The organism is Aquabacter sp. DMC10 (assembly GCF_056314145.1).
This window is the reverse complement of sequence record NZ_JBQUYX010000011.1, coordinates 25,415-48,643: the sequence shown is the minus strand read 5'-3', so window position 1 is coordinate 48,643 and position 23,229 is coordinate 25,415. Positions and strand designations below refer to the sequence as shown.

At 62.9% G+C, this 23,229-nt stretch carries 18 protein-coding genes; 12 read left to right on the top strand and 6 right to left on the bottom strand.

The window, feature by feature from the left end; genetic code table 11:
• Nucleotides 1-106 precede the first annotated feature (106 nt).
• The 12 genes from ACT54L_RS23775 to ACT54L_RS23720 all read left to right on the top strand — a co-directional run bounded on the left by ACT54L_RS23775 (nucleotide 107) and on the right by ACT54L_RS23720 (nucleotide 18,639).
• A complete protein-coding gene (locus tag ACT54L_RS23775) occupies nucleotides 107-826 on the top strand; it encodes an MtnX-like HAD-IB family phosphatase (RefSeq protein ID WP_476088138.1) in 720 nt (239 codons plus the stop codon).
• Nucleotides 819-2,261 (top strand): aspartate aminotransferase family protein, encoded by a 1,443-nt coding sequence (locus ACT54L_RS23770; RefSeq protein WP_476088137.1) that lies wholly within the window; start codon nucleotides 819-821, stop codon nucleotides 2,259-2,261. Before ACT54L_RS23775 ends, ACT54L_RS23770 begins: the two co-directional genes overlap by 8 nt.
• A 14-nt stretch (nucleotides 2,262-2,275) precedes the next feature.
• The gene (locus tag ACT54L_RS23765; protein WP_476088136.1) at nucleotides 2,276-3,199 is read left to right on the top strand and encodes an arginase family protein; all 924 of its coding nucleotides are present in this window, start codon (nucleotides 2,276-2,278) and stop codon (nucleotides 3,197-3,199) included.
• Between the two features lie 101 nt (nucleotides 3,200-3,300).
• Nucleotides 3,301-4,104 (top strand): alpha/beta hydrolase, encoded by an 804-nt coding sequence (locus ACT54L_RS23760; protein WP_476088135.1) that lies wholly within the window; start codon nucleotides 3,301-3,303, stop codon nucleotides 4,102-4,104.
• Nucleotides 4,101-5,264: a GNAT family N-acetyltransferase gene (locus tag ACT54L_RS23755; RefSeq protein ID WP_476088134.1), complete on the top strand. Its 1,164-nt coding sequence runs from the start codon at nucleotides 4,101-4,103 to the stop codon at nucleotides 5,262-5,264. The genes ACT54L_RS23760 and ACT54L_RS23755 overlap by 4 nt, the downstream gene beginning before the upstream one ends.
• A gap of 542 nt (nucleotides 5,265-5,806) precedes the next feature.
• The gene (locus ACT54L_RS23750; protein ID WP_476088133.1) at nucleotides 5,807-7,081 is read left to right on the top strand and encodes a tyrosine-type recombinase/integrase; all 1,275 of its coding nucleotides are present in this window, start codon (nucleotides 5,807-5,809) and stop codon (nucleotides 7,079-7,081) included.
• A 652-nt stretch (nucleotides 7,082-7,733) separates the two neighbouring features.
• The gene (locus ACT54L_RS23745) at nucleotides 7,734-8,594 is read left to right on the top strand and encodes a BrxR family helix-turn-helix transcriptional regulator (protein ID WP_476088132.1); all 861 of its coding nucleotides are present in this window, start codon (nucleotides 7,734-7,736) and stop codon (nucleotides 8,592-8,594) included.
• Nucleotides 8,578-11,850 carry a helicase-related protein gene (locus ACT54L_RS23740; protein ID WP_476088131.1) on the top strand — a complete coding sequence of 1,091 codons (3,273 nt, stop codon included), beginning with the start codon at nucleotides 8,578-8,580 and terminating at the stop codon, nucleotides 11,848-11,850. Before ACT54L_RS23745 ends, ACT54L_RS23740 begins: the two co-directional genes overlap by 17 nt.
• Nucleotides 11,847-12,587, top strand: a complete 741-nt coding sequence (locus tag ACT54L_RS23735) for a DUF4391 domain-containing protein (protein ID WP_476088130.1) — start codon at nucleotides 11,847-11,849, stop codon at nucleotides 12,585-12,587. Before ACT54L_RS23740 ends, ACT54L_RS23735 begins: the two co-directional genes overlap by 4 nt.
• Complete coding sequence (locus ACT54L_RS23730) at nucleotides 12,565-14,511, top strand: site-specific DNA-methyltransferase (protein ID WP_476088129.1); 1,947 nt, start codon at nucleotides 12,565-12,567, stop codon at nucleotides 14,509-14,511. Before ACT54L_RS23735 ends, ACT54L_RS23730 begins: the two co-directional genes overlap by 23 nt.
• Before the next feature lie 10 nt (nucleotides 14,512-14,521).
• The gene (locus ACT54L_RS23725) at nucleotides 14,522-17,560 is read left to right on the top strand and encodes a type III restriction-modification system endonuclease (RefSeq protein WP_476088128.1); all 3,039 of its coding nucleotides are present in this window, start codon (nucleotides 14,522-14,524) and stop codon (nucleotides 17,558-17,560) included.
• A gap of 161 nt (nucleotides 17,561-17,721) precedes the next feature.
• Nucleotides 17,722-18,639 carry a LysR family transcriptional regulator gene (locus tag ACT54L_RS23720; protein WP_476088127.1) on the top strand — a complete coding sequence of 306 codons (918 nt, stop codon included), beginning with the start codon at nucleotides 17,722-17,724 and terminating at the stop codon, nucleotides 18,637-18,639.
• Here the strand turns inward: ACT54L_RS23720 and ACT54L_RS23715 are convergent.
• The 6 genes from ACT54L_RS23715 to trbK-alt are packed head-to-tail and all read right to left on the bottom strand — an operon-like array spanning nucleotide 18,599 to nucleotide 23,223.
• A complete protein-coding gene (locus ACT54L_RS23715; RefSeq protein WP_476088126.1) occupies nucleotides 18,599-18,871 on the bottom strand; it encodes a DUF2274 domain-containing protein in 273 nt (90 codons plus the stop codon). The genes ACT54L_RS23720 and ACT54L_RS23715 overlap by 41 nt on opposite strands.
• Before the next feature lie 2 nt (nucleotides 18,872-18,873).
• Nucleotides 18,874-20,055, bottom strand: a complete 1,182-nt coding sequence (locus ACT54L_RS23710; protein ID WP_476088125.1) for a TraB/TrbI/VirB10 family type IV secretion system protein — start codon at nucleotides 20,053-20,055, stop codon at nucleotides 18,874-18,876.
• Nucleotides 20,052-21,038, bottom strand: a complete 987-nt coding sequence (gene trbG, locus ACT54L_RS23705; protein WP_476088124.1) for a P-type conjugative transfer protein TrbG — start codon at nucleotides 21,036-21,038, stop codon at nucleotides 20,052-20,054. Before trbG ends, ACT54L_RS23710 begins: the two co-directional genes overlap by 4 nt.
• Nucleotides 21,035-21,724: a conjugal transfer protein TrbF gene (gene trbF, locus ACT54L_RS23700; protein ID WP_332119792.1), complete on the bottom strand. Its 690-nt coding sequence runs from the start codon at nucleotides 21,722-21,724 to the stop codon at nucleotides 21,035-21,037. The genes trbG and trbF overlap by 4 nt, the downstream gene beginning before the upstream one ends.
• The gene (gene trbL, locus ACT54L_RS23695; RefSeq protein ID WP_476088123.1) at nucleotides 21,721-22,950 is read right to left on the bottom strand and encodes a P-type conjugative transfer protein TrbL; all 1,230 of its coding nucleotides are present in this window, start codon (nucleotides 22,948-22,950) and stop codon (nucleotides 21,721-21,723) included. Before trbL ends, trbF begins: the two co-directional genes overlap by 4 nt.
• 3 nt (nucleotides 22,951-22,953) lie before the next feature.
• On the bottom strand, nucleotides 22,954-23,223 hold the full coding sequence (trbK-alt, locus tag ACT54L_RS23690) for a putative entry exclusion protein TrbK-alt (RefSeq protein ID WP_476088122.1): 270 nt from the start codon (nucleotides 23,221-23,223) through the stop codon (nucleotides 22,954-22,956).
• Between the last annotated feature and the right edge of the window lie 6 nt (nucleotides 23,224-23,229).

The following is a 23,229-nucleotide window of genomic DNA, read 5'->3' as shown; positions in this document are numbered from 1 at the left end:
CGGACCTCGCGCATGTGATCGGCCTCAGCAACCGCTTCGCGTCCGGCGGCGCCCCTGCCGCGGGGATCGCCGAGGCCGCCCCGCTCGCGCCCCAGTGAGGCCCCCCTTGCCCCCTGCGCCCCCCACGCCGCCGTCCCTCTGGCAGGCCATCGTCGATTTCGACGGCACGATCTCCCGCGAAGACACCACCGACCGCGTGCTCGCGCGCTTCGCCGCGCCGGGCTGGGAGGAGATCGAGGCCGAATGGCATGCTGGCCTCATCGGCTCGCGCGCCTGCATGGCCCGGCAGGTGGATCTGCTGCGCGTCACGCCAGACGCGCTCGACGCCTTTGCGGCCACGTTGGAGATCGACCCCGGCTTTCCCGACTTCGTCGACCTCTGCCGGCGCCACGCCATTCCCCTCACCATCGTGTCCGACGGGCTCGACAGGACCATCCGCACCGTCATGGCGCGCGCCGGGCTCGGCCCCATCCCGGTGGTCGCCAACGAGCTCCGCTGGATGGGCGGCGACCGCTGGCGGCTGCTGTCGCCCCACGCGGCGCCGGGCGGGGCCTGCGGCAGCGGCACCTGCAAGTGCCGCGTCGCCGCACAGCTGGCGCGGCCGCTGAATTTGCTCATCGGCGACGGACGCTCGGACTTCTGCGTGGCGGGGGAAGCCGACCTCGTGTTCGCCAAGGCCAGCCTGGTCGGCCACTGCACGCAGGCCGGCATCCCCCATCACCCCATCGCTGATTTCTCGGACGCCAGCGCGCGTCTGGAAGCGGTTCTCGCCGGCGCTCCGCTGCCGCCCGCCCCCCGTCAACTTGAGGACAACATCAATGGATAACGCCACGCTCCAGCACCCCGCCGCGACCGCCGCCAGTGCGGCGACGCGCGCCGGCCTGGCCGCCGAGGAGGCGCGCCTGCTGGCTCTTGAGGCCGAGTATTGCTCCCATGGCGATACGGTGCATTACACGCAGTTTCCGAAGATCTTCTCGGGGTGCGAAGGCTCTTTCATGCTGGATGCGGCCGGGAACCGCTTTCTTGACCTGCAGATGTGGTATTCGGCGGTCAATTTCGGCTACGCCAACCCGCGCCTCAACGCCGCGCTGAAGCGCCAGATCGACACCCTGCCGCAGGTGGCGAGCCAGTATCTCCATCGCGAGAAGATCGAGCTCGCGACCATGATCGCCAGGGATGCCGAGGCCAAGTTCGGGGCCAAGGGGCGGGTGCACTTCAATGTGGGCGGCGCCCAGGCGGTGGAAGATTCCCTCAAGATCGTGCGCAACGCCAGCAACGGGAAGAGCCTGATGTTCGCCTTCGAGGGCGGCTATCACGGCCGCACGCTCGGAGCCTCCGCCATCACCTCATCCTATCGATACCGCCGCCGCTTTGGCCATTTTGGCGAGCGCGCGCAATTCATTCCCTTTCCCTACCATTTCCGGGGGCCGAAGGGCATGAGCAAGGAAGAGTATGGCGAACACTGCGTGGCGCAATTTGCCCGGCTGTTCGAGAGCGAGTATAATGGCGTCTGGGATCCCAAACTCGGACAGGCCGAATACGCGGCCTTCTATGTCGAACCCCTGCAGGGGACGGGCGGATACGTCATTCCTCCGCGCAACTTCTTCAAGGGCCTCAAGAAAGTACTCGACGACCACGGCATTCTGATGGTCGTCGACGAGATCCAGATGGGCTTCTTCCGGACCGGCAAACTCTGGTCCATCGAGCATTTCGGCGTGCAGCCGGACGTGATCGTCTTCGGCAAGGCGGTCACCAATGGCCTCAATCCCCTGTCCGGGGTCTGGGCCAAGGAAGCGCTCATCAATCCCACCGTCTTCCCGGCCGGCTCCACCCATTCCACCTTCAACGCCAATCCCCTCGGCACCGCCGTCGCACTGGAAGCGATGAAGATGATGGCCGAGGAGGAGTACGAACCCATGGTCATGGCCAAGGGCGCGTACTTCCTGGAGGGTCTCCAGGACCTGCAGCGCCGCCACAGGATCGTCGGCGACGTGGACGGTCTCGGCCTGGCGCTGCGCATGGAAATCTGCGAGGCGCACGACAGCTACACGCCCGCCAAGCGCCTGGTGGACCTCATGTGCGACGAGGGCATGAAGGCGGATCTGGAGGTCGCCGGCCGCCGCTACGGGCTGGTGCTCGACATTGGCGGCTACCACAAGAACGTCATCACCCTCGCCCCCGCCCTCACCATGAGCTACGCGGAAATCGAGCTGGCCGTCGCGCTGCTCGACCAGTTGCTCGCCCGCGTCGCGGCGGCGTGAAGGGCGCGGCGGCCATGGCGCGCTTTCATGTCATCGATCTGGACGGCAGCCTGCCGGCGCAGGAGCCACTGCGTCTGCGCATCGATGCGGGCACCGCCACCTGCATCGATGCAGCTGACCTCGCCAGCCGCCTGCGCATCGTCGCGAGCCGCCGGGCGCTGCGCCGTCTTGCCGCCCGGCTCCCGCCAGCGCAGGACGGCGCGGGCGCGACCGTCACCTTCTACGGCTCGGGAGACTTCCACCACCTCACGGCCGGGCTGGTGGCGAGACTGGACACCCCCGTCACCATCGTCCATTTCGACAACCATCCCGACTGGGTGCGATTTCCCGCCACGCACAATTGCGGCGCCTGGGTCAACCGGGCGCTGAGCCTGCCGCATGTGCCCAAGGTCGTCACCATCGGCCCCTCCAGTGCCGATCTGGTGCGGCCGGAACTGCAGTTCGCGAACCTTGGGGCGGTGCGGGATGGGCGCATCGCGCTCTATCCCTGGCGCCATCCCCCCTCCCGCGTCTGGGGTTGCTACGGCCACACACGGTGCTACCGACAGGAGGGCGAGCATCTGCACTGGCGCAACCTGGCGGAGGAAAGCTGGACGGATTTCCTCGACGAGCTCGTCGAGGAGATCCCAACTCCTGCCATATGGATCACCATCGACAAGGATGTGCTGGCGCAAAGCGAGGCCCGCACCAATTGGGATCAGGGCGGCTTGCCGCTCGGCCATCTGCTGGCCGCGGTGGAGCACCTCGCCGGCACGCACCGGATCGCAGGCGCGGATGTCTGCGGCGACTGGTCGGAGCCGCGCTTTTCCGACCTGTTCCGCGCGACCCTCGCCTGGTTCGACCATCCCCCGCCCCAGGGCCCCAGCGCCGCGGACCTTGCCGTGAACGCACGGGTGAACGCCGTGCTCATCGACCTGTTCGACCGGGTGCTGTCATGAGGCCGGACAACGTGCCGCCATCGCGGCAAGGGGAACGTCTCCCCCCAGCGGTCTCCGGCGCGGACCATAGCATCCGGCTGGCCGGCGGGCGGACCGGCTTCTTGCTGCTGCACGGCCTGGGCGGCACGCCGGTGGAGCTGAAGGTCATCGCGCGGGCGCTCCATGGCGCCGGCCACACGGTCCATTGCCCGCAGCTCACCGGCCATTGCGGCAGCGAGGGGGACCTTCTGGCCACCGGCTGGCGGGACTGGGCGCAGAGCGGGCTCGATGCATTGACCACCCTGCGCGCCACGTGCGACCGGGTGATCGTCGGCGGGCTCTCCATGGGCGCGGTGCTCGCGATCCATATCGCCGCCGAACGGCCGATGCAGGTGGACGGCCTCGCGCTGTACGCGCCGACGCTGCGCTACGACGGCTGGTCGATCCCGCGCTACGCCTTCCTGCTGAAATGGCTGATCAATACGCCTCTGGGCCGGTGCTACAGCTTTTCCGAGCGCGAGCCCTACGGCATCAAGCACCCGCGCACCCGCCAGGCGATCCTGAAGGCGATGGCGTCCGGGGACAGCACCTTGGCCGGGCTGGATGGCACGCCAGCCCGGGCGCTCCAGCAGCTGTGGCGGCTGGTTGCTGCGACGCGCGCGCGGATGCCCACCGTCACCTGCCCGGCGCTGCTCGTTCATGCGCGGGAGGATGATATCGCCGGACTTTCCAACGCCTTCGAGATCCAGCATCGCCTCGGCGGCCTGGTCGACGCGGTGATCCTCGACGATTGCTATCACCTCGTCACCATCGACCAGCAGCGCGGCATTGTGGTGGACCGCACGCTTGCCCTGGCGGAACGCCTCGCGGCGGCCGGCGGAACCGGGCGGACGGGCCGTGCGCGCGTGGCCGGGGTGCCAGGATGATGTTCGCGGGACATGTCCTCGAAAGCATCACCGGGATGACAGCGGCAGACTGGGACGCCTGCCTGCCGGGGGAAGCGGAAAGCCACGCCTATTTCACCGCCTGCGACCGGGCCGCCGCCGCCTCCGGCGTAGGCCTCCGCTGCGGGGCGGTGGTGGTCACGGACGGGATCGGCGTCGCCGCCGTGGCGCCTGTTTTTCCTTTCGCCTACAGGCTCGATACCCCTTTGCAGGGGCGCGCGCGCCGGTGGGCGGAAGCCGTGTTCCGCGGGGTGCCCGGCCTCGCGACGCTCCGAGTGCTGTGCGTCGGATCGCCCTATGCGGAGCGCTGCCACCTCGGCTTCGCCCCGCGCCTCGATGCGCCTGCCCGCGCCCGTGCAATGGAGGCCATGCTGACCGCGCTGGAGGAGGAGGCGCGGGCGCGACGGGCGCATCTCGTCGCGTTCAAGGATCTCGCCCCCCGGGAGGATGTGGCGATGGAGGAGACCTTGGGGCGCGCCGGGTTCGCCCGCCTCGGCAGCCTCCCGGTGGCCACCCTCGACCTCCCCTTCGACGACGTGGATGGCTACCTCGCCTCGCTCTCCGGGGCGACCCGCAAAGACATCCGCCGCAAGCTCGCCAAGTCCGGCGCGGTGCGCATCGAGCATCGCGTCGGGATCGCCGGGCTGGAGGGGCAGATCGAAGCCCTCTACGAGACGACGCGCGCGCGCAGCGACCTGGATTACGGCGACCTCGAAGTGCTGCCGCCGGGCTATTTTGCGGCCATCGCCGAGGCGCTGGGAGCGCGCGCCGTCTTTGCCCTCTACTGGGTCGGCGATACGCTGGCGGCCTTCAACCTGCTGCTTGTGGAAACCGACCGCGTGATCGACAAATTCCTGGGCATGCGACACCCGTTGGGGCGCGAGCACAACCTGTATGCGGTGAGTTGGATGGCAAACGTGCGGTTCTGCCTGGAACGGGGCGTTAGCGCGTTGCAGACGGGGCAGACCGCCTACGCTGCGAAGCTGCGCTTCGGCAGCCGGCTGGTGCCCTCCGCCATCCGCTTCCGCCATCGCAATCGCCTGGTGCAATGCCTGCTCGCGCGCCTGGCCCCCTGGTTGTCCTTCGATCACCTGGATCCGCAGCTTGCCGCCTCGCGAACCCTTCCATCGCCTGATCGCTGAGCGGGCCCTGCGACCGGACCTGCAGAGCTCCGACGGACCGGCAGCAAGCGACACGCTCCGCGTCACTTGAGCGCTGACAAGCGCGGAGGATACGCCCGGGGCCATTTCCCGGCGTTTTCGACCTCGCATTGCGCTTGGCAGAGGCGAAGGAAGGGCGCCGTCAGCGCGCCATGCTATCCGTCGACTTTCGTGCAGGTGCTTCCGTTCTGCTTCCAACGCCCACAGCGTGGAGCTTTGGAAGCAGAAAACGCCCCGAAGGGCGTTTGCTAATCATCTGATTTTATTGAAAAATTTTGGAGCGGGCGAAGGGATTCGAACCCTCGACCCCAACCTTGGCAAGGTGCCCCAGGCGCTTGCGCCACGCTGCGATGAACTGCGCTGGACTCGTATAAACTACGGTAATCACACTATATTTTCCTCATTTCCGTCGCCGAACCTGACCGAGGGCGCGCCTGAACTCGCCCTGAAAAGCTGACTTTATGCTTACTCCGGCGGCCACCCGTGATAAAGTAAGCAAAATTCATCTAACGCGCTGATATATAATGGCAAAGCTCACGAAGCAGACGGTCGATGCTCTGAAACCTTCGAAGGTTGGGGTCAAAGGTTCGTATTTGATCGAGTGGGATCAGGAGCTCAGGGGCTTCGGCGTCAAGGTCGTCGCCTCGGGCTTGAAGACCTTCGTCGTCCAATATCGCAACGCCCAAGGCCGCAGCCGTCGCATCATGATCGGCCGCTACGGCGTCATGACCTTGGAGGAGGCGCGGCGCGAGGCGAAGACCGTCCTCGGCCGGATCGCCAGGGGCGTCGACCCTCTCGAGGAAAAGCAAGCGGCGGCCAGTGACGCCATCACCGTTGCTGAGGTGTGCGACTGGTATCTGGCCGAGGCGGAGGCCGGCCGGATCCTCGGTAAGAGACGCCGGCCCATCAAAGCGTCAACGCTTGCCATGGATCGCAGCCGCATCGACGTGCATATCCGGCCGCTCCTCGGGAAGCGCGCGGTCAGCGCGCTCAAGCTTGGAGATATCGAGGGGGCACAGGCCGACATCGCGGCGGGCAAGACGTCCAAGCCGCGCGCCGGCAGTCGCGGCGGTGCGGCGACTGGCGGCGAGGGTGTCGCTGCGCGGACCATGTCGACTTTGCACGCCATCTTCGAGCACGGTGTCAGGCTAGGAAAGATCGAAAGCAACCCGGCAAAGGGTATCCGTCGCCTCGCCAGTACGCCACGCGACCGCCGGCTGAGCCGCGCCGAGATCGAGAAGCTCGGCAAGGCGATGCGGATAGCTGAGCAGGACGGCGAGCACCCGACCGGCCTTGCGGCGATCCGCTTCTTTCTGATGACGGGGCTGCGCCGTATGGAGGGGCTCGCTTTGGAGCGTGCCTGGCTCCATGACGAGGAAGGCTCGATCCGATTTCCCGACACGAAGAGCGGCGCGCAGACGCGGGTCATCGGCCGCGCCGCCGTCGACTTGCTGCTGGCTCAGCCACAGGCCGGATCGCGCTTCTTCTTCCCGGCCGACTGGGGTGAAGGGCATTTCGTCGGGATCGTGCGCGTGCTCGATCGCCTCTGCGCAATGGCGCGCCTGGAGGACGTCACCCCACATACCCTGCGCCACACCTTCGCGAGCGTCGCCGGCGACCTCGGCTTTTCCGAACTGACGATCGCGGCGCTGCTCGGCCACGCGGCGCGCGGCGTGACGCAGCGCTATATCCATATCGACGAGGCGCTGCGGCTCGCGGCCGACCGCGTCGCGGACGAGATGGCTGACATCCTCGACGGCAAGGCGGCGGCCGCGCGTCCTTATCGACGTGGGGCGTGACAGTCGCGGGAGACGGATCAGAGAGTGCCGCAGTCAGAATCGTAAAGCTGTCCCGGCAGAGCACAGCCAGGCACAGCAGACTCGATTGCGACAGGCCTCGGACCACGATGTCGACCAGCGCCGCAGCCGCCTGATCGAAAGCGCGTGCGGCAAGGTCGAGGCCGGCGCGCCAAACTTTGTGGACCGTGTCGGCAACTGCGTCGATCATGCCGGGAAGAGCCTTGATGCTCCCCATCTCGCCCATCGGCGTGGCGGGCGGGATATCCTGGATTACCGCGCGCAGGCTCTCATCGTCGATGGGACGGACGAACCCGCCAGCCAGCCGGGCGGCGGCCTGCTCGAGGAGACGATACGGAGGCCGTGGCGAGCCTCGCGCGCCGCCGTTAGGCGGCTTTCGCTCATAGCTAGACGACCATGAACTATCAAGGTGAACCGGCCTTGACGACCGCGGCGCTCTTCTTCGGGTTGTTGCTTCCTGTGCGGGCGCTGGATCAGTATCGAGGTCAGCCCGTTAGCTGCCGCCTTCCCCGTTGGCCCAACTCCCATGCCAATCGTCATTGACCCGTGCCGCTAATGGGAATAATAATTATACTTATCGCTTTGATGTTTCCATATAGTTTCAATGCTCATCGGTGCAGGGAGCTGGAGAGCGATGCGGGGTGCGGAGGCGGTGCTGAAATGGGGCGTGGAGCGCCGGCTCGAATTCATCGAGTTCCGACTTTACTGGAATGGTGGCGTGAATCGCTCGGATATCATCGAAGCTTTCGACGTGTCCGTTCCGCAGGCTTCGAAGGATTTGACGCTCTATCAGGAACGGGCACCGCACAACGCCGTCTATGACAAGAGCGCCAAGCGCTATGTCGCGGGCGCCGAATTTGAGCCTCGCTTTCTCAAACCAGATGCCGGTCAGTACCTCAGCCAGCTTCGGTCCGTTGCCGAAGGCATTATCGCCGCGTCAGATTCATGGATTGCCCACTCGCCTCCTTATGCGGGGCCGCCAATTCCGTTCCGCGGTGTCAATACCGACACGCTGCGAACAGTGCTTGCGGCGATCCGTCAAAACCAAGCGATCGAGGTCAGATATCAATCCCTCTCCAGCGAAGCTCCTCTCTGGCGATGGATCGCGCCACATGCGATTGGCTTTGATGGGTTCCGATGGCACGCCCGCGCCTTCTGCGTGGTGGGCGCGTCGTTCAAAGATTTTTTGCTCTCGCGCATCATAGAGACTAGGTCAACTCGTCCGAGCGAGGTGTCGCCGGAGGACGATGCCGATTGGAACGAAATCATCACGCTAGAAATCGGGCCACATCCGGAGCTTTCCGAAAGTCAAAAGCGGATCATTGCCCTCGACTACGGCATGCAAGGAGGGCGTGCTCGAATTCAGATTCGAAAGGCGCTGCGCTACTACGCGCTCAGACGGTTGGGCCTGGATACGCCGCCGGGTGCCCGTCGGCCGCAGGACCAGCAAATAGTACTTTTGCGTGAGGGATGTGGCGATGAAGATCATCGATAACACATCACTGCTTCTTGGCGATGACCTGAAGACAACGCTGGGGCGTGGCGCCCGGCTCAAGATCGCAGCGTCATGCTTCTCGATCTACGCTTTCGAGGCGCTGAAAGCGGAATTGTCAAAGGTGGAGAGTCTTCAATTCATATTCACCGCGCCGACCTTTGTCCCGATGGAAATGACAGGCCGCATCCGCAAGGAACGGCGGGAGTTTTTCATTCCCAAAGCGACACGCGAGCGAGGCCTGTACGGAACCGAGTTCGAGATACAGCTTCGCAACAAGCTGACACAGCGTGCGGTCGCGCGCGAATGCGCTAACTGGATACGCAAGAAAGCTCGCTTTCGGTCGAACACGACCAAGGCGCCGATGCAGCAATTCATCCATGCGGCAGCGGAAACGAGTGACGTCGCCTACATGCCGATCAGCGGCTTCACAGCTGTCGATCTCGGTTATCAGAAGGGCGACGCGGTATCAAACCTCGTCACGCGTATCGACGATGGTGCCCATACGCAGGTCTACCTGCAGCTATTCAACCAGATCTGGAACGACGAGGAAAAGCTCAGCGACGTCACGGCCGCCATTTGCGATCATATCGAGGCCGTCTACCAGGAGAACTCCCCGGAACGGATCTACTTCCACATCCTGTACAACCTTTTCCAGGATTTCCTCGAAGAGGTCGATCAGGACGCGCTGCCAAACGATCTGACTGGGTACAAAGATAGCCTCGTTTGGAACAAGCTTTTTAATTACCAGAGGGACGCCGCGACCGGAATTATCAATAAGCTTGAAATGCACAATGGATGCATTCTGGCGGATAGCGTCGGCCTGGGTAAAACCTTCACCGCCCTGGCGGTGATCAAATACTACGAGCTGCGCAATCGGTCGGTTCTGGTTCTGTGCCCGAAGAAGCTTGCGGACAATTGGCGAAACTACAACGCCAATCTGACAACGAACATTTTCGCCAAGGATCGCTTCAATTACGATGTCCTGAGCCATACCGACCTCTCCCGCACGTCAGGAGAGGCGTTCGGCATTCCGCTGAACCGCGTGAACTGGGGCAATTACGATCTCGTCGTCATCGATGAGTCGCACAATTTCCGGAACAACGATGTCTTCAAGGACCGGGAGACGCGCTACCACAAGCTGATGAACAAGGTCATCCGTGCTGGCGTGAAGACCAAAGTTCTGATGCTATCGGCGACGCCAGTGAACAACCGATTCAACGATCTGCGCAATCAGCTCGCGCTAGCTTACGAGGGGGACTCCGAAAACCTTAGTCGCAAGCTGAAAATCAACACTGGAATTGAGGAGATATTCCGGCGTGCGCAGAAGGCGTTCAACGCTTGGTCCGATCTGCCTCCAGAGGAGCGAACCGCAGCCGCGATCCTGAAGGCCCTCGATTTCGATTTTTTCGAGATGCTCGATGCCGTGACGATTGCACGGTCCCGCAAGCATATCGAGACCTTCTACGACACTAAGGATATCGGCAAATTTCCCCAGCGCAGAAAGCCGCTGTCGTATCAGTGCCCGATCACCCATCGATCGGACGTGCTCGGCCTAAACGACATCTTCAGCAGCCTGTCGGTGCTCAAGCTCGCGGTGTACGCGCCGATCAGCTACATCCTGCCGAGCCGGCTTCGGAAGTACGAAGAAATCTACGACACCCATGTGGAAGGCGGTCGCGGCAGGCTGCGCCAGGCTGACCGCGAGCGGAGCCTTCAGGCTCTGATGACCACCAATTTGCTTAAGCGGCTGGAGAGCTCTGTCGAAGCATTCCGCCTCACCCTACGGGCCCTGCACGGCAGCATCGCGCAGACGCTCCAGGCGATCGACGGCTATGAAAGCACGGGCGCCGCCCAGAGCGTGAGCGACCATCTCGGCGATCCCGGTTTCGACCCGGACGATGACGACCTGAGCGGACTCGATGAATTCACGGTAGGCAAGAAAATTCAGATCAGCCTGTCGGATATGGACATTCCATCTTGGAAGCACGACCTCGCCGCGGATCTCACGCTCATTGGTGATTTGATCGCTTCGATGGACAAGGTGCGACCGGGGGATGATGCCAAACTTCAGCATCTGAAGGATGTCGTCACCCGCAAGGTTGCCGATCCGCTCAATCCAGGTAACCGCAAGGTTCTCATCTTCACCGCCTTCGCGGACACGGCGAAGTACCTTTATGCGAATCTGGCATCCGCATTTCTCGAGTCGGACGGCCTGCACTGCGGCATGGTCACTGGCTCCGATGCGCCGAAGAGCACGTTGAAGAAGAGCTACGACTTCCAGTCCTTGCTCACGCTTTTCTCGCCGCGAGCGAAGGAGAAGCATCTGGTCCTGCCGCACGAAACGGGCGAGATCGACATCCTCATTGGGACGGACTGCATCTCCGAAGGCCAGAACCTTCAGGATTGCGACTATCTGATCAACTACGACATCCACTGGAACCCGGTGCGGATCATCCAGCGGTTCGGGCGCATCGACCGCATTGGGTCGCCCAATGCGCAAATCCAGCTCGTTAATTACTGGCCGGAAATATCGCTCGACGAGTACATCAATCTCAAGGAGCGGGTCGAAAACCGCATGATGATCGCCGACGTCACGGCGACCGGCGACGACAATGTACTCACCGCCAAGAGTAGCGACATCGCCTACCGCAAGGAGCAACTCAAGCGGCTCCAGGAAGAGGTGATCGAGCTGGAGGATGTGAGGACCGGGATCTCCATCACGGACCTCGGCCTCAACGATTTCCGCATGGATCTCTTGAACCATATCAGGGAGCATGGCGACCTCGATCATCTGCCCAACGGCATGCATGCTGTGGTGCCGGCGCAGCCGGCGCTAGGCTTGAAGCCGGGTGTGATCTTCGCGCTGAAAAACATCCACGACAGCGTGAACATCAACCAGCAGAACCGGCTGCACCCCTATTACCTCGTCTATGTGGGTCACGACGGTGGGGTCGTCATCGACCATACCGAAGTGAAGCGCTTGCTCGATCTGATCCGCACTAGCTGCAAGGGCCGGCCGGAGCCGATCCAGGCGGTCTGCCAGCTGTTCAATGAGCGGACGCAGGACGGTCGCAAGATGGAGCAATGCTCCGCGCTTCTGAGCGCCGCAATCCGCTCAATGATCGAGGTGAAGGAAGAAAAGGACATCGACAGTCTGTTCAGCGGTGGGCGGACCACGGCGCTGGTTCATACCATCGCCGGCCTCGACGATTTCGAACTGATTGCCTTCCTCGTGATCGAGGAGGCAGCGGCATGACGGCAGCCTTCTTCGAATATCCCAAATCCGCCGCCTTCGGTCGTGTTGTTCCGAAAAGCCGGATCTACGACCATGCCGGCGTCGGCACGGCGCTGAGGGACCTGTTCGTGACCCAGGTTGATCAGATCACTTGGAAATACAAGCTCGCGCCCGTAACCATGAACCTCGCGGCAACGAAGGCCGTCAGTGAGATCCAAGTGTTCGGGATCAGCCTGCGCAGCGGCAAGCTCGACGAAGAGGTGTTGCGCGCGATCGACCGTGCCATTCCGTTCCCGCTGATCTTCGAGCTCACTTGGCAGGGCGAGCGCAAGGCGGTGGCCGCCTTCAAGCGGCCGAGTGATGCCGATTCCGCGAAGTGGGTTGTCAGCAGCTATTTCGCGACCGAGTGGGCACCTGACGACGCGCCGCGTCGGCCGTTGCCGGTCGCCCTCAATCTTGGCGGGCTCTATGACATTCTCATCACGGCGTTAATGCCTGAGGTTGCTGTCGGACGAGAGCCGGCCGTCGAGGGCATCCAGACGCGCGTGGCGCGGATGGAGGCGATCCGGGCCAAGACGCGGGAGGTGGACCGTATCAAGGCCCGCCTTGCCCGCGAGAAGCAGTTTAACAAGCGCGTGGCGATCAATGCCGAACTGCGCGCTGCACGGCAGGAATTGGAGCGGCTCTCCAAAGGAGAGCCCACCAACGCCGCGATGAGTGAGCAAGGGAATGAGGATGGAAAAACTCAAGATGCATAGCCCCGACCTCAGCCAGGAGAACATCGCGAAGATCCGCGATCTGTTCCCTGGCTGCGTGACCGAGGCACGCGACGAGGTGACGGGGCAGCTGCGTCTGGCAGTGGATTTCGATCAGCTGCGTCAGGAACTGAGTGATGACCTCGTTGAGGGACCGCAGGAGCGCTATCGGCTGGATTGGCCGGGCAAACGGGAGGCTCTATCGTTTGCGAATGCTCCGATTACGAAGACGCTTCGCCCCTCCAGAGAGGAAAGCGTTGACTTCGATTCGGCCAAAAATCTTTTAATCGAAGGCGAGAATCTCGATTCATTGAAGTTACTGCAAGAGACCTTTCTCGGTAGGGTTTCGATGATTTACATCGACCCTCCGTACAACACAGGAAAAGACTTCATTTATTCAGATGATTTTTCTGAAGGAGTTCAATCGTTCCTCGGAAGGACAAATCAGATTGACGAAGACGGCGGAAAACTGGTCTCAAATCCAGAGAGCAATGGCCGATTCCACTCCGACTGGCTTACCATGATGTATAGTCGGCTCCGATTCGCTCGGAACTTGCTAGCGAAAGATGGTATAATTTTTTGTTCGATCAATCATCGCGAAGTAGCGCAGTTAAAACTTATAATGGACGAAGTTTTTGGGTTCGAGAACGCGGTCTGTACATTCGCGTGGCGTACAGATGGAAACTTCGATAATCAGGCTAAATTCAAATATTGCCATGAATATATTCTGGCTTACGCGAAAGATGAGGCCAATTTCCCGCACCCCTTGGTGGTCGACCCTAATGTGCCCGAGACCAGCAAGATTTATAGACCTGAAATAAGGAATACGATTGTAAAGAACGGGCCGAAGAATCCGCCTAGCTCCATCTTGCTTCCGAGCGGCTTTCCGGCGTCGTTTGACGACGGCAAGATTGCTCGTCGCACTGACGCGTGGCCGCACTTTGAAGATAACGTCCACGTTTCTAATGGAAAGACAAAGGCGCCCGTAGCCATATACAGTGGGTGGAGCTCAAGGGAGCTTCTTGAACAATTCATTCGAAATAACTGCCAGCCAATTGCCGATGCAAAAGGTCAGGTAACTACTTTTGAATTGACCGCCTCGGGTGCTGTTGAAGCTGTAAAGATCCGAGGTGAGCCTAGTCACGTCATTTCCTGGCTCACTGGGTTCGGCGGATCGCAGAAAGCCACGGCAGAGCTAGAGGATATCGGGATTATTTTTGACGACTATCCGAAGCCTCTGGCACTCCTTCGATACTTTGTACAAATGGCTTCATCGAAGACAGGTATATTTCTCGACTTTTTTGCGGGATCAGGCACGGCGGCCCACGCGACAATGCTGCAGAATTCCTTGGATGGTGGCAATCGTAGATTCATCGCTGTGCAAATGCCGGAGGCTATTGATCCGGCCACAAAAGCTGGCAACGCAGGGTTCACTACGATTGTGGAGATCACCAAAGAACGGATCCGGCGCGCGGGGAAAAAGATCCTTGAAGGTGATTGCCACCCGGACTGGAACCGCGATGTCGGCTTCCGTGTCCTAAAGGTCGATACATCCAACATGCAGGACGTTTACTATCGCCCGGACCAGATCGATCAAAAGGACCTGCTGGCCTCCGTCGACAACATCAAGCCTGACCGTAGCGCCGAGGACCTATTGTTCCAGGTGCTCGTCGACTGGGGCGTGGACCTGACACTGCCCATCGAGCGCCAGACGGTGCAGGGCAAGACCGTATTTTTTGTAGATGGAAACGCATTGGTTGCCTGCTTCGAGACCGGCGTGACAGAGGAGCTGGTGAAAGAGCTCGCTGGCCGCGAGCCGCTGCGCGTCGTATTCCGCGACAATGGCTTCGTGTCCGACGCCGTGAAGATCAACGTCGAGCAGGTCTTCCGGCAGGTGTCGCCCGGCACCGACGTCAAGTCGATTTGAGGGGGCTGCCATGAAGCTGAAGTTCAAGGTCCAGTCCTATCAGACCGAGGCCGTGAGTGCGGTCGTGGACTGCTTCGCCGGGCAGCCGATGTCGAACGGCATCACCTATCGGATCGATCCGGGCCGAAAGGCGCAGACGAGCGCCTTCGAGGAAGGGTTCAAGAACGCCGATCTAGTGCTGACCGAGCCTCAGGTGCTTGCCAACATCAAGGACGTTCAGCGCCGGCAGAATCTGCCAATCTCGGATAAGCTGGTCGCGAGCGCCGGGTGCAGGATCAACCTCGATATCGAGATGGAGACGGGGACCGGCAAGACCTATTGCTACATCAAGACGATCTTCGAGATGAACAAGCGCTACGGCTGGTCGAAGTTCATCATCATGGTGCCTTCGATCGCCATCCGGGAAGGCGTCCATAAGTCACTGCAGATCACCGCCGACCATTTTACCGAGACCTACGGTAAGAAGGCGCGCTTTTTCATCTACAACTCCAAGCGGCTTCACGAGCTCGAAAGCTTCTCGTCGGACGCTGGCATCAATGTGATGGTCATCAACATCCAGGCGTTCGCCGCTCGCGGCGCCGACAATCGTCGCATCTATGAGGAGCTGGACGACTTCCAATCCCGCAAGCCCATTGACGTGATCGCCAGCAACCGGCCGATCCTGATTCTCGACGAGCCGCAGAAGATGGAAGGCGCGGCCACGATGGAAGCGCTTCCGAAGTTCAAGCCGCTCATGACCCTGCGCTACTCGGCGACCCACAAGACGCAGCACAACCGCGTTCACCGGCTGGATGCGCTCGACGCCTATAACCAGAAGCTGGTGAAGAAGATCGCGGTGCGGGGCATCCAGACGCGCGGGCTCGCCGGCACGAACGCCTATCTCTACCTCGAGGGCATTGAAATTTCGAAAAAGGCGCCGGTGGCGCGGCTCGAGATCGAGGTGAAGCTCGCGAGCGGTGAGATCAAGCGCCAGCTCAAGCGGCTGGAGTTCCGTGACGACCTGTTCGCCGAGTCCGGTGAGTTGGATCAATATCGGGATGGCTTCACGATCTCCCAGATCGACGCCCGCAACGACACGGTCGAGTTCACCAACGGCCTGGTGCTCCAGGCCGGAGAGGCAACCGGGGACGTATCCGAGCGCGACATCCGGCGCATCCAGATCCGCGAGACCATCAAGGCGCATCTCGACAAGGAGAAGCAGCTCTTCGCTCAAGGCATCAAGGTCTTGTCGCTGTTCTTCATCGACGAGGTGGTGAAGTACCGCGACTACGCCCAGCCTGATGAGAAGGGCGAGTATGCCCGCGTGTTCGAGGAGGAGTATGAACTTCTCAAGGCGGAGTATCTGGCGGAGCTTGCGATCGATAATGACGCCTACCGAAAGCACCTGGCGGGTATCGACGCGGCCAAGACGCACAACGGTTATTTCTCGATCGACAAGAAGACGAACCGGCTGAAGGACCCCGCCGTGGGTGCGCGGTCGGTCGATTCAGACGATGTTGACGCCTACGACCTGATCCTGAAGGACAAGGAACGGCTGCTGTCCTTCACGGAGCCCACGCGGTTCATCTTCTCGCATTCCGCGCTACGCGAAGGGTGGGACAATCCCAACGTCTTCGTCATGTGCATGCTCAAGCACAGCGACAACACCGTTTCGCGGCGCCAGGAAGTGGGCCGCGGACTACGCCTGTCGGTGGACCAACACGGCGACCGGATGGATAATCCCGCAGTCGTCCATGACATAAACGTCCTCACCGTCGTCGCCAGCGAGAGCTACAAGAACTTCGTGGCCGGTCTCCAAAAGGAGATTGCCGACACGCTGACGTCGCGTCCGCGCAAGGCGACGGAAGCATATTTCGCGGGCAGGACCATCACGACGGATGCCGGCCCGGTCGAGATCACGCCGGCCATGGCGAAGCAGATCTACCGCTACCTCGTGAAGAACGACTATTCCGATGACGCGGACCAGATCACCGGCGCCTACCATCAGGCGAAGGAAGCCGGAACTCTGGCGGCTTTGCCGGATGAGCTGAAGGCGCACGCCGATCAGATCTTCCAGATCATCGACAGCGTCTTCAGCGATGCGCAATTGCCCAAGGTTGAGGACGGCCGAAAGCCGAAGACCAATCCGCTCAACGAGAATTTCGAGAAGAAGGAGTTCCAGGAGCTCTGGCGGCGCATCAACCAGAAGGCCGTTTATCGGGTCGAGTTCGACTCCGAGGAATTGGTCCACAAATGCGTAAGCGCCCTCGATAGCCAGCTTCGTGTGACGCCGCTCCAGTACACCGTTCAGGCAGGCATTCAGGGCGATGGGCTGACTGACGAGCAGCTCAAGGCAGGTGATGGTTTTGCCCTGACAGGGTCCACGACCGAGCGGGGCGGATCAGTCCATTCGCTCGTGAAGTACGACCTCCTTGGGAAGATCGCTGAAAACACGGAACTCACACGCAAAACTGCAGCCGAGATCCTGACTGGCATCCAGGCCAGCGTGTTTGGGCAGTTCAAAGAGAATCCGGAGCACTTCATCGCCGAGGCGTCGCGGATCATCGCCGAGCAGAAGGCCACGATGGTGATCGAGCGGCTGGCCTATGACGGGCTCGCCGAGCATTACGACGTTGACATCTTCACCGCGAACCAGACCGGCCAGGACTTTTCCAAGGCCTCGGCCAAGCTCAAGCGGCACGTGTACGATTACGTGGTCACCGACTCCGACATCGAGCGCAAGTTCGCCGACGAGCTCGATACCGCCAGCGAGGTGGTGGTCTACGCCAAGCTGCCGCGCGGCTTCCTGATCCCCACACCGGTTGGCGACTACAACCCCGATTGGGCGATTTCCTTTAAGGAGGGAAGCGTAAAGCACATCTACTTCGTCGCCGAGACCAAGGGCACGATGTCCTCGATGAAGCTCCGCGAGATCGAGAACACCAAGATCGCGTGCGCTCGGAAATTCTTCGACGAGATCGGGCGGCGCGTGTCCGAGGAGCGGGTCAGGTATGACGTGGTCACCAGTTACGAGCAGCTCATGGGCATCGTTTCTAAACCAAATTTTTGAATAATTAATGCGCCCTATCGGTCATCATTATTTCAGCTTCGGGTTTAGGCCACGCCAATGTGCGGCGGTTGCCGAGTGGTGGCCCCGCATTTGTCGCGCTCGACCGCTTTTGAAACCTTCGGTAGAAATATCTTGAAGCCCTTCAACACGCAGGAGCCCGGATGGCTGCGCTGTTGTCACCCTCGATCGAACTGCGCCACCTGCGCTATTTCGTGGCGGCCGCCGAGCACGGAAGCTTCCGCAAGGCGGGGGGGGCACTTGAGGTCAAGGAATCGTCCATCAGCCGGAGCGTTCGGGATCTGGAGGATGAGATCGGCGTCTCGCTGTTCATCCGGCATTCAAGCGGGGTGAACCTCACTCTGGCGGGGCAAAGGTACCTTAGCCGGACACGGCAAGCGCTGGATCAGATTCGCGAAGCCGGCGAGGAGGCCGCAGCGTTCGGCCGGGCGGAAGAAGGGCACCTGAGGGTTGGACTGTTCTCGAAGCTGGCCTCAGGCTTCCTGGCCGACCTGTTTCACAGGTACGACCAGCGCTATTCCGGTGTGCACATCGATTTCGTGGAGGCCCCTGCAGAGAGCCATGCGGCCGCGATCCGGCGGTTCGATCTCGATGCCGCTTACATCCTCGGCCGGCAAGGCTGGGCGGACTGCGATGCTATACCTCTCTGGAGCGAACCTTTGTTCTTCGCCTTGCCGCGCCTGCACCGGCTGGCCCAGAGCGTTGCGCTCTCCTGGCGGGATCTCGTCGATGAGACCTTCCTGGTGCGTACCCAAGGCTCCGGCAATGAGGTGCGGGGTTTCCTTGAACGCAAATTCCGGGAGCTCGACATCTCGCCGCGCATCAGCACGCAGCAAGTCGCCCGCTATAGCCTCCTGGGGCTGGTTGCCACGGGACGCGGCATCGTCCCGGTGCTGGAATCCGAGACGGTGCTCAGCGTGCCTGAGGTGGTGTACAGGCCGCTTGCCGGCGAGGTGATCCCGTTCTCGGTGATCTATTCACTGAGAAACGACAACCCGGCGGTGCGCACCTTGCTCAGCCTCACACGGACGACGGCCCAGGAGCGGGCTGCGACGCGCTGATCCTCGCGGCGCCGCCAGCCACGCGGCGTGCCTTGGCGAATTCGCGATCCGTGGCGATGAAGCGCTCCAGCATGGGCACGATAAGTGTCACGGGATCCGGGGCAGGTTGGCCGGTTTCCCGCGCGAGCACGTCGGCATAGGCGACAAGGTCACGGTGCAGCGCGCCGGGCAGTGACAGCGTCACCTTCACTGGCTTGTCGTTCGTGATCGGTCCGAGCTTCAGCTTCGCCATGGTCAATACCTGTAGGGTTCGAGGACGAGGTCACGGGTGACCATGACCCGCACCGGGAAGCCGGGCCGGATGGTCAGGGTCGGGGCGACCTGCAACTGCCGGCGGATGATCTCCTGCCCGGCATCGTTGATGGTGTCCTGGGCCCCGCTCTGCAGGGCCTGGATCAATGCATCCTGATCATCCATGGCGAGCTCAGCGCTTACGGAGAGCAGCGTCGAGAGGCCAACCGCCTTGGCGAGATCCCACCAGTGCATGTCGACGCCGTCCTCGAGGCCGGCATAGCCGTGCGCATCGGTGCCGGGCTGGCGCTCCAGCACGATGGAGCGGCCATTGGGGAAGATCAGCCGGTTCCAGACCAGCAGGATGCGGCGCTGGCCGAAGCCGACACCATTGTCGTACTGGCCGAGCAGCCGCGTGCCCTGCGGAATGATCATGATGCGTCCGGTCGGGCTGTCATAGACATTCTCGGTGACCTGGGCGGTGATCTGGCCCGGTAGGTCGGAGCGAATGCCGGTGATGAGAGCGGCCGGGATGACGGCGCCTGCTTGCAGGACATAAGGCGATGCCGGTGCCATGACGCGATCGGATGCGACGACGCGCCGATCCACGGCGGCATTGAGGAAGGCAAGCTGGCGATCCTGGGGGGAGGACGCGCCGCCCGTTCCTGCCGAGCCAGGGCCGCTAAAGCCGGAGGCACCCGCCCCCGAAGGCGCGGTCGCGCGAGCCTGTGCCGCCTGGAAGAATACGCGACTGGTCCGCGCGGCTTCCTGTTCGGCAAGACGCCGCTGCTGCTCGGGATCGACCTGTGGCGCTGTCATTGTCGGCGGCACGACGGGCTGGCCGCGGTTTTGTGCCTCAAGGATCGGCCGGCCGAGATCGCCGGGAAGAGGCGGACCCAGGATCGGCCCGGTATAGTCCCGCGGCAGGCCGGCAAGGCCGTCGGCGGTGGAGCGGTTCTGGGTGGAGTAGAGTTCCTCGCCGCCGGTCCCTTTGTCGCGCCCCTGCAGTGCATAGATCAGGGTGCCGCCTATGCCGAGGCTGACAACCAGCCCGGCGCCAGCGAGGACCTTGCGTGAGAGACGCGTGACGCGCGGCGGCTCGGGACGCAGCCGCATGGCGGCAGCGTGATCGGTGGCCGGAGCGCCGAGATCCGCCTCGAGGTCATGATGATCCGGATTGCTCATGATGCGGGCCTCCCATCCGTGCGCTCGATCCGCACCTTCTGAGGCCGGTCGCCGCCACCGAGGCGCAGTTCGGCCGCCCCAAACAGCCGGTCGACGATCAGGACGTTCTGATAGGTGCGGCTATTGACGATCTGCGCCTCACCGTCGGCTCCGATGACGAAGAGCGGCGGCATCTCGCCCTGGATAATGCCGCGCGGGAACTCGACATAGACCTTGCGCCCGTCATCATAGACGGCCATCGGCCGCCAGGGCGGCGTGTCGCCGGTGAGCGCATAACGGTAGTTGCGGGCAGTGAAGGCCGGAATGACCGGTGCCGCCGCTGGGACACTGGGGCGCTGCGCTCCCGGAACCTGCGGATAGGCCCAGGCGACGGCCGGCATATAGGGCTTCTCGCCGGCGCGCAGTTCGATCATGTAGCTGCGCCGGTCGGTGGTGATGACAAGATTCGTGGAGATGTCCGCCCGCGTCGGTTTCACCAGCACATGCACGCGCCGGTTCACACCTTCCCCGCTCTCAGTGTCGCCAATGATCCAGCGGGCGGTGTCGCCCGCCGCGATCGGCCCATTGCCGGTCAGGCTCTCGCCCGGCTCCAGTGCGATGTTGGTGATCTGGCCGGGCGCTGCATAGATCTGATAGAGCGCGCCCTCGCTCCAGGGATAGATCTGGATGGCGTTGTAATAGCCCTCGCGCCGCGGCTCCACGCGGGCCGCAGCATTGGCGTTCTCGACGCGGGCAACCGGGGTTTTCGCGTCCGTGCCGCCCTTGGCCGGCGTCCAGGCGGGAGGCGTATGGAGCGGGCGCGGCCGGTCATCTGCAACCACTGTCGGCACCGTCGGCAGCGACGGCACGTCACTGTCATAGCTGATCTGCGGCGGCTTCGGAGCCGATGCGCAGCCGCCCAGCGCGCTTGCGGAGAGCAGGAGAGCCGCAAGTGCGGATTGGCGGAAAGCCGGAGATGCGGGTTTACGGAAGGACGTTTTCACTGGCTCATCTCCCGCGACCAGCTGATGGCGTTGACATAGATGCCGAGCGGATTGGTGCGCAGGCGCTCGGCATCGCGCGGCGGCTGGATCACCAGCGTCAGGATCGCGCTCCAGCGCTCGGTGGCGGCGAGCTGGCCGTTCTCATAGCGCCGCTCGACCCAGGCGAGGCGGAAGGAATCCGGGGAGGCCCGGATGACGCTGGAGACCTCGACCGTGATCTGCTGCTTGCCGATCCGGGTGAAGGGATCATTGGCGCGGGCATAATCGTTGAGCGCGGCGGCGCCCCGATCAGTGGTGAACTCATAGGCCCGAAGCCAGTTCTGCCTGACGATCACGGGATCGGCCGGCAGGCTACGCACCTGCTCGATGAAACGGGCAAGATGCCAAGCGATCTGCGGATCGGTCGGGCGATAGTCGCCAGTGGCAGGGCCAATGGCCTGCGTCTGGCCGAGACGATCGACCTCCACCACCCAGGGCACGACGGTGCCCCGCGTCGACTGCCAGATCAGCGCTGAGGCAAAGCCAGCCGAGAGGAACAGGCCGCCAAAGGCCATCAGCCGCCAGTTCTTGGCCTGCACACGGGCCGAACCGATGCGCTCGTCCCACACCTGGGCCGCCTTCTGATAGGGCGTGACCGGCTCGGGCGAGGTGCCGTAATGGGTTGCGGGTCGCTTGAAGAGGCTCATGAGCGGTCGCTCTCATTGAGGGAGACGGAAGAGCCGCCGGCATGGCTGTCACCGGAGCGCACAGCATGGGCGGCGGCGGAGACGCCGTGGCGAAGCGATTGGCCGCGCTTCATGCGCTTGGCCCAGTCGGGCACCTCGCCGGCCGAGGAAGCCGAGGCCGTGCCACTGACGGCGTTCGTCAGCGGTGACAAGGCGGCGGAGCCCGCGGCGCGTGCGACGCTCCCCAGTCCCGAGGCGACACCCGCCATGCCGGACTGTCCGGCGGAACCGAGGCTGTAGGCTGTCGCTCCACCCCGCGCCGCAGCCGCCGTCGCGGAGAGCGCGGCTCCGCCGCCTCGGACGGCGAGGCTGGCGGCACCGCCCGCTGCCATCAGGGCGCCACTGGCGGCAAGGCCGGTGCCGACCGCGGCCCCGGCGCTCAGCTGCGGCCCGCCAGAAACGAGCCCGGCGGCAATGCCGGGACCGAAGATGCCGAGGCCGAGCAGGGAAAGGGCAGCCAGCACGATGGCCATGGCGTCGTCGATGGTCGGCGTCTGGCCACCGAAGCCCGCGGTGAACTGGCCAAACAGGGTCGAGCCGATGCCGATGATGACGGCGAGCACCATGACCTTGATGCCGGAGGAGACGACATTGCCCAGCACCCGTTCAGCCATGAAGGCGGTCTTGCCGAACAGGCCGAAGGGGATCAGCACGAAGCCGGCGAGCGTCGTCAGCTTGAACTCGATCAGCGTGACGAAGAGCTGGACGGCGAGGATGAAGAAGGAGAGCAGAACCAGCGCCCAGGCAAACAGCAGGCAGGCGATCTGGATGAAGTTCTCGAAGAAGGCGACCCAGCCCATCAGGTCGGAGATGGAGTCGAGCAAAGGGCGGCCGGCATCGAGCCCGGTCTGGGCCACCTTGCCCGGACGCATGAGGTCGCTGACGGAAAATGCCGTGCCCGATCCCTTCAGCCCAAGCCCGGCAAAGCTCTCGAAGACGATACGGGCGAGGGTGTTCCAATTGCCGATGATGTAGGCGAAGACGCCGACGAACAGGGTCTTCTTGATGAGCCGGGCGATGATGTCGTCGTCAGCGCCCCACGACCAGAACAGCGCCGCCAGCGTCACGTCGATGACGATAAGGGTGGTGGCGATGAAGGCGACCTCGCCGCCGAGCAGGCCGAAGCCGCTGTCGATATAGGAGGTGAAGACCCCCAGAAAGTTGTCGATGACGCCGGTGCCGTTCATGGCTCAGCGGCCTTCGTTGGGCACGCTGCGCCCGAGGAACCGGTCCCGCGTCTGCGCCCAGATCTTCAGGCACGCGGCGTCCCGCGCGGCGGCCTCTCCAAGCTGCTGGCAGCGGCGCTGCTCATCGCGCAGAGGATCGCCCGCGGCCTCGACCGTCCGACTGGGTGAAGGCACCGGCGCCTTCTCTTCCCGGCTCATCTCCACGACCGCCGCCGTGCCGGCGATGGCCACAAAGATCACCGCCCCTAGCCGGGCCAGCATGGCTGCGTCCATGTCTGC

What these genes read in the sequence shown, in the direction of transcription:
- ACT54L_RS23770 (WP_476088137.1), top strand. Translation starts at nt 819, where the DNA reads ATGGATAACGCCACGCTCCAGCACCCCGCCGCGACCGCCGCCAGTGCG.
- ACT54L_RS23765 (WP_476088136.1), top strand. Translation starts at nt 2,276, where the DNA reads ATGGCGCGCTTTCATGTCATCGATCTGGACGGCAGCCTGCCGGCGCAG.
- ACT54L_RS23755 (WP_476088134.1), top strand. Translation starts at nt 4,101, where the DNA reads ATGATGTTCGCGGGACATGTCCTCGAAAGCATCACCGGGATGACAGCG.
- ACT54L_RS23750 (WP_476088133.1), top strand. Translation starts at nt 5,807, where the DNA reads ATGGCAAAGCTCACGAAGCAGACGGTCGATGCTCTGAAACCTTCGAAG.
- ACT54L_RS23745 (WP_476088132.1), top strand. Translation starts at nt 7,734, where the DNA reads ATGCGGGGTGCGGAGGCGGTGCTGAAATGGGGCGTGGAGCGCCGGCTC.
- ACT54L_RS23740 (WP_476088131.1), top strand. Translation starts at nt 8,578, where the DNA reads ATGAAGATCATCGATAACACATCACTGCTTCTTGGCGATGACCTGAAG.
- ACT54L_RS23735 (WP_476088130.1), top strand. Translation starts at nt 11,847, where the DNA reads ATGACGGCAGCCTTCTTCGAATATCCCAAATCCGCCGCCTTCGGTCGT.
- ACT54L_RS23730 (WP_476088129.1), top strand. Translation starts at nt 12,565, where the DNA reads ATGGAAAAACTCAAGATGCATAGCCCCGACCTCAGCCAGGAGAACATC.
- ACT54L_RS23725 (WP_476088128.1), top strand. Translation starts at nt 14,522, where the DNA reads ATGAAGCTGAAGTTCAAGGTCCAGTCCTATCAGACCGAGGCCGTGAGT.
- ACT54L_RS23720 (WP_476088127.1), top strand. Translation starts at nt 17,722, where the DNA reads ATGGCTGCGCTGTTGTCACCCTCGATCGAACTGCGCCACCTGCGCTAT.
- ACT54L_RS23715 (WP_476088126.1), bottom strand. Translation starts at nt 18,871, where the DNA reads ATGGCGAAGCTGAAGCTCGGACCGATCACGAACGACAAGCCAGTGAAG.
- ACT54L_RS23710 (WP_476088125.1), bottom strand. Translation starts at nt 20,055, where the DNA reads ATGAGCAATCCGGATCATCATGACCTCGAGGCGGATCTCGGCGCTCCG.
- trbF (WP_332119792.1), bottom strand. Translation starts at nt 21,724, where the DNA reads ATGAGCCTCTTCAAGCGACCCGCAACCCATTACGGCACCTCGCCCGAG.
- trbL (WP_476088123.1), bottom strand. Translation starts at nt 22,950, where the DNA reads ATGAACGGCACCGGCGTCATCGACAACTTTCTGGGGGTCTTCACCTCC.
- trbK-alt (WP_476088122.1), bottom strand. Translation starts at nt 23,223, where the DNA reads ATGGACGCAGCCATGCTGGCCCGGCTAGGGGCGGTGATCTTTGTGGCC.